This is a genomic window from Mycobacterium sp. (assembly GCF_049802695.1).
In the GTDB taxonomy this organism is placed as follows: Bacteria; Actinomycetota; Actinomycetes; order Mycobacteriales; family Mycobacteriaceae; genus Mycobacterium.
Map to the genome: position 1 here is coordinate 1 of NZ_JBARMY010000191.1, position 3,469 is coordinate 3,469.

The following is a 3,469-nucleotide window of genomic DNA, read 5'->3' on the forward strand; positions in this document are numbered from 1 at the left end:
TCCGCGGACAAAGCGGCCGCCTTCTACACCGCCACGGCGCAGCGTTGGCCGGCCTGCTCCAACCGCCAGTTCACCCGCACCCCCGCCGGGCAGCCCAGCCGACAATGGAACGTCGGGCCGATCTCCAACACCAGCGGCACATTGAGCAACACCATCACTGAACAGGGTGGTAGCGGCGAAGTGTGCGAACGGGCGCTAACCGTGAGCAACAATGTCGCCATCGACATCTCGACATGCAGCCACGGCAACGCGTCCGGTACTTCGGTGAACATCGCTCACCAGATCGCCGCCAAAGTGAACAAATAGGGCTGTCGGCGCTAGCAAGAATCGGTCGGCACAGCTAGGCCGATGAGGTCTCCACGACCATCAGCGTGTGCCCGGTCGGATCGCGGAACCAGAACATCGGCGGGACCGGTCCACCCATTCGCGACACTTGTGCATCGACGTCAATGCCGAGTTCCGTCATCGCCTGGTGGGTGGCGTCGATGTCGTTGGTGTTCAGCGTGATACCGGTGACGGTCGGCTCCACCGGTCCGCCCTGCGGCGGCGGTGGAGCAAGCGCGATGCCGGTTGTGCCATCAGGTGGGTAGACCTCGATCCACCGGTAGTCGCCGCCGAAAGGCTGGTCTGTTCGCTTCTCGAACCCGAGCGACTCGTAGAACGCGACCGCCTTGTCTTGCTCGGGTGTTGGCACGCACACCAGGCTGATCGTCGTCAGGCCGGTTTTCGTGTTGGTCATCTTGCACCTCCCGGGATGGGGTCATTGGATGTTCTGGGATGGGGTTAGGACATCACAAAAGATTCTGCGCCGGGCTCAGCATTCCCCTCTCCGTATGCCCGTGCGATGTCCTGTGAGGCCGCCCAACGGCTGTAGGTGGGGTACTGCGGCCAGCCGTCCGGCGAGTCCTGCCACTGTTCTTGGCGCCCGTACGGCAGTACGTCGAGCAACCCGAAGACGTGACTCAGCTGTTCCGTTCCACGGCGGTTGGTGTACCAGGTGCGATACACCCGATCATCCTGACGCAGAAAGACATTCAGCGCAAACTGGCCGCCCGGCGGGGCGCCCACGTCGCCGCCGAACGGGTTTTTGGCGGTGCTGTACCACGGCATCCGGTTGCCCACGCGCCGCTTGTAGGCGGTCACTTCGTCGATGGGTCCCTGGGTGACTATGACAAAGCGAGCGTCGTAGTTGTCCAGGAACTTCAATCGGGTGAACTGTGCGGTGTAGCCAGTGCAGCCGGGGCATTGCCATTCCTCGCCCGAGGACCACATGTGGTGATAGGTGATGAGCTGCGATCTGCCGTCGAACACGTTGGCCAAACGCGTCGGCCCGTTCTCGCCGTCGAGTATGACGTTGGTCATCTCGACCATCGGCAACCGTCGTCGCTGCGCGGCGATCGCGTCAAGCTCGCGGGTGGCCGCTTTCTCCCGGACACGCAGCGCATCCAGTTCGTGCTGCCACGTCTCCTGATCCACGACCGGCGGCAATCCGGGGGTTGTCACGATTAACCTCCACCAACGATGTTCACGGCGTACACATTGATAATGTTGACACCGTACACTCCAGCTCGAGGAGGTTGTCAAGAGTGGCCGATCCGAAGATCGGATATCACCACGGAGATCTACGTGCGGCTTTGATCGACGCCGGCCTCGAACTCACCCGGGTCGGCGGTCCGGAGGCCCTAACCGTCCGGGAAGCAACCCGGCGCGTTGGTGTTTCGCCCAACGCCGCGTACCGTCACTTCGCCGACCGTGAGGCGCTGTTAGGAGCGGTTGCAATGGCGATTCAGGACCGGGTGGCCGCGCGCATGCTGAGTCCGGTACGTCGGCGGGGTTCAGTAGAGACGCGGGCGCGTAATCAGCTGCGCGCGGTCGGCCTGGGCTACATCGACTTCGCGCTGGACGAGCCGGGATGGTTCAGGGTGGCTTTTTTCGGATCGGGTGTCACCGAGGTCCTCGATAATCAGACCGGCACGTACGTCGCGCCCCCGTATCGGGCGCTGGTCGAGGCGCTCGACGCCATGGTGAACACGGGCGTGCTGACGCCCCAGCGACGCGACGGCAGTGAGTGGCCGTGCTGGTCGGCGGTGCACGGGTTCGCCGAACTGGTACTACACGGACCCCTCCGCGACACGAGCCGTCGTGACGTGGACTCGCTGGCTCAACGCACGGTCGACGACATCATTGCCGGGTTGTCTCGTCAGGATTAGCCGGCTAGAAATACTCCGCATTCGCCAGCCGTAATCGAAACGTGTCGAAAACTTGATCAAGCCGCCCGGGCGCTGTGAACGCCTGCCCAACACGAGAACCCTAACATCGTCAAAACGACAACGAACATCGTCAAAAGGTGAAAAGCGATGCGGGCGGCAATTCGGTCTGTAGCTGTCGTGATTGGGATCGCCGTGACGGTGGTTGCCAATCCGGCTGGAATGCGTCTGACATCGACGAGGCTTTCGCACGACGATTTCACCATCGCATCGGTACTTCCTGCGCGAGGCCAGGTCGTGGGTGTCGCGCACCCCGTGGTGGTGACATTCCACAGGCCTGTCGCGAACCGGCGCGCGGCCGAGCGCGCCTTGGAAGTGAAATCGACGCCCGCGATGACTGGAAAGTATGAGTGGCTCGACAGCACTGTGGTGCAATGGGTTTCGGACGGATTCTGGCCGGCGCATACCACAGTGGCACTCTCGGTGGGTGACCAGTCGACGAACTTCGACACCGGGGCCAGGGTCCTGGGCGTTGCCGATATCTCGAATCACACCTTCACCGTCAGCATCGACGGTGTCCCGGCGGATACGCCGCCTCGACTACCAGCTCCGCATCACCGACCGCATTGGGGAGAAGAAGGTGTGCTGCCGGCGTCAATGGGTAAGCCGCAGTTCCCGACGCCCGTTGGTCGCTACGCCGTGATGGCCAAAGACCACTCGGTGACCATGGATTCGAGCTCCGTCGGAATTCCCGTCAACGACCCCGAGGGTTATCGACTCTCGGTGGATGACGCCGTCCGTATCAGCGGCCGCGGCCTGTATGTGCACTCAGCGCCGTGGGCCGTTCTGTCGATGGGCATCGAAAATGTCAGCCACGGCTGCATCAGTCTGAGTCCCGCCGATGCCGAGTGGTACTTCAACAATGTCAAAATCGGCGATCCGGTAATCGTGCAAGAAGGTACTCCCGCAAAAGTCGGCTGATGCCTTCCCTCGGCGGATGCAGCTTCCCATTGCTCAGTGATTACAGGGTGAAGAAAGAGGCGCCGTAGCCGAAATCAACGTGGCGTCAGCCACCGGCGCCGGCGACGGAAGTGGCGGCGGCGGCCCGGGGAGGATCACCGGGAAAGCCGTGAGCGCCGGCCCGGGATCGGTTGGCACACCTTTTCCTGTCCCTGCCATTTGCAGCAGTGGCGCGCCAGCCGCGTCCACCGGAGCAGCTGCGGGCACCGCGGCGCCTGCGGGCGCACCTGCCGGCACCGGGG

Annotated in this window: 5 protein-coding genes; 3 read left to right on the top strand and 2 right to left on the bottom strand. The window is 63.2% G+C overall.

What is annotated here, in order from left to right:
* Positions 1 to 306, top strand: a 306-nt coding sequence (locus WA317_RS07620) for a sensor domain-containing protein (RefSeq protein ID WP_425172456.1), incomplete at its 5' end; no start/stop codon positions are given.
* Between the two features lie 34 nt (positions 307 to 340).
* Here the strand turns inward: WA317_RS07620 and WA317_RS07625 are convergent.
* Positions 341 to 739, bottom strand: a complete 399-nt coding sequence (locus WA317_RS07625) for a VOC family protein (protein WP_425172457.1) — start codon at positions 737 to 739, stop codon at positions 341 to 343.
* Positions 740 to 783: 44 nt separating this feature from the next.
* Complete coding sequence (locus WA317_RS07630) at positions 784 to 1,503, bottom strand: DUF899 domain-containing protein (RefSeq protein WP_425172458.1); 720 nt, start codon at positions 1,501 to 1,503, stop codon at positions 784 to 786.
* 83 nt (positions 1,504 to 1,586) lie between these two features.
* Between WA317_RS07630 and WA317_RS07635 the strand changes: the two genes are divergently transcribed.
* Positions 1,587 to 2,210, top strand: a complete 624-nt coding sequence (locus WA317_RS07635) for a TetR/AcrR family transcriptional regulator (RefSeq protein ID WP_425172459.1) — start codon at positions 1,587 to 1,589, stop codon at positions 2,208 to 2,210.
* A 147-nt stretch (positions 2,211 to 2,357) separates the two neighbouring features.
* Complete coding sequence (locus tag WA317_RS07640) at positions 2,358 to 3,188, top strand: L,D-transpeptidase (protein WP_425172460.1); 831 nt, start codon at positions 2,358 to 2,360, stop codon at positions 3,186 to 3,188.
* Positions 3,189 to 3,469 lie beyond the last annotated feature (281 nt).

What these genes read in the sequence shown, in the direction of transcription:
- WA317_RS07625 (WP_425172457.1), bottom strand. Translation starts at nt 739, where the DNA reads ATGACCAACACGAAAACCGGCCTGACGACGATCAGCCTGGTGTGCGTG.
- WA317_RS07640 (WP_425172460.1), top strand. Translation starts at nt 2,358, where the DNA reads ATGCGGGCGGCAATTCGGTCTGTAGCTGTCGTGATTGGGATCGCCGTG.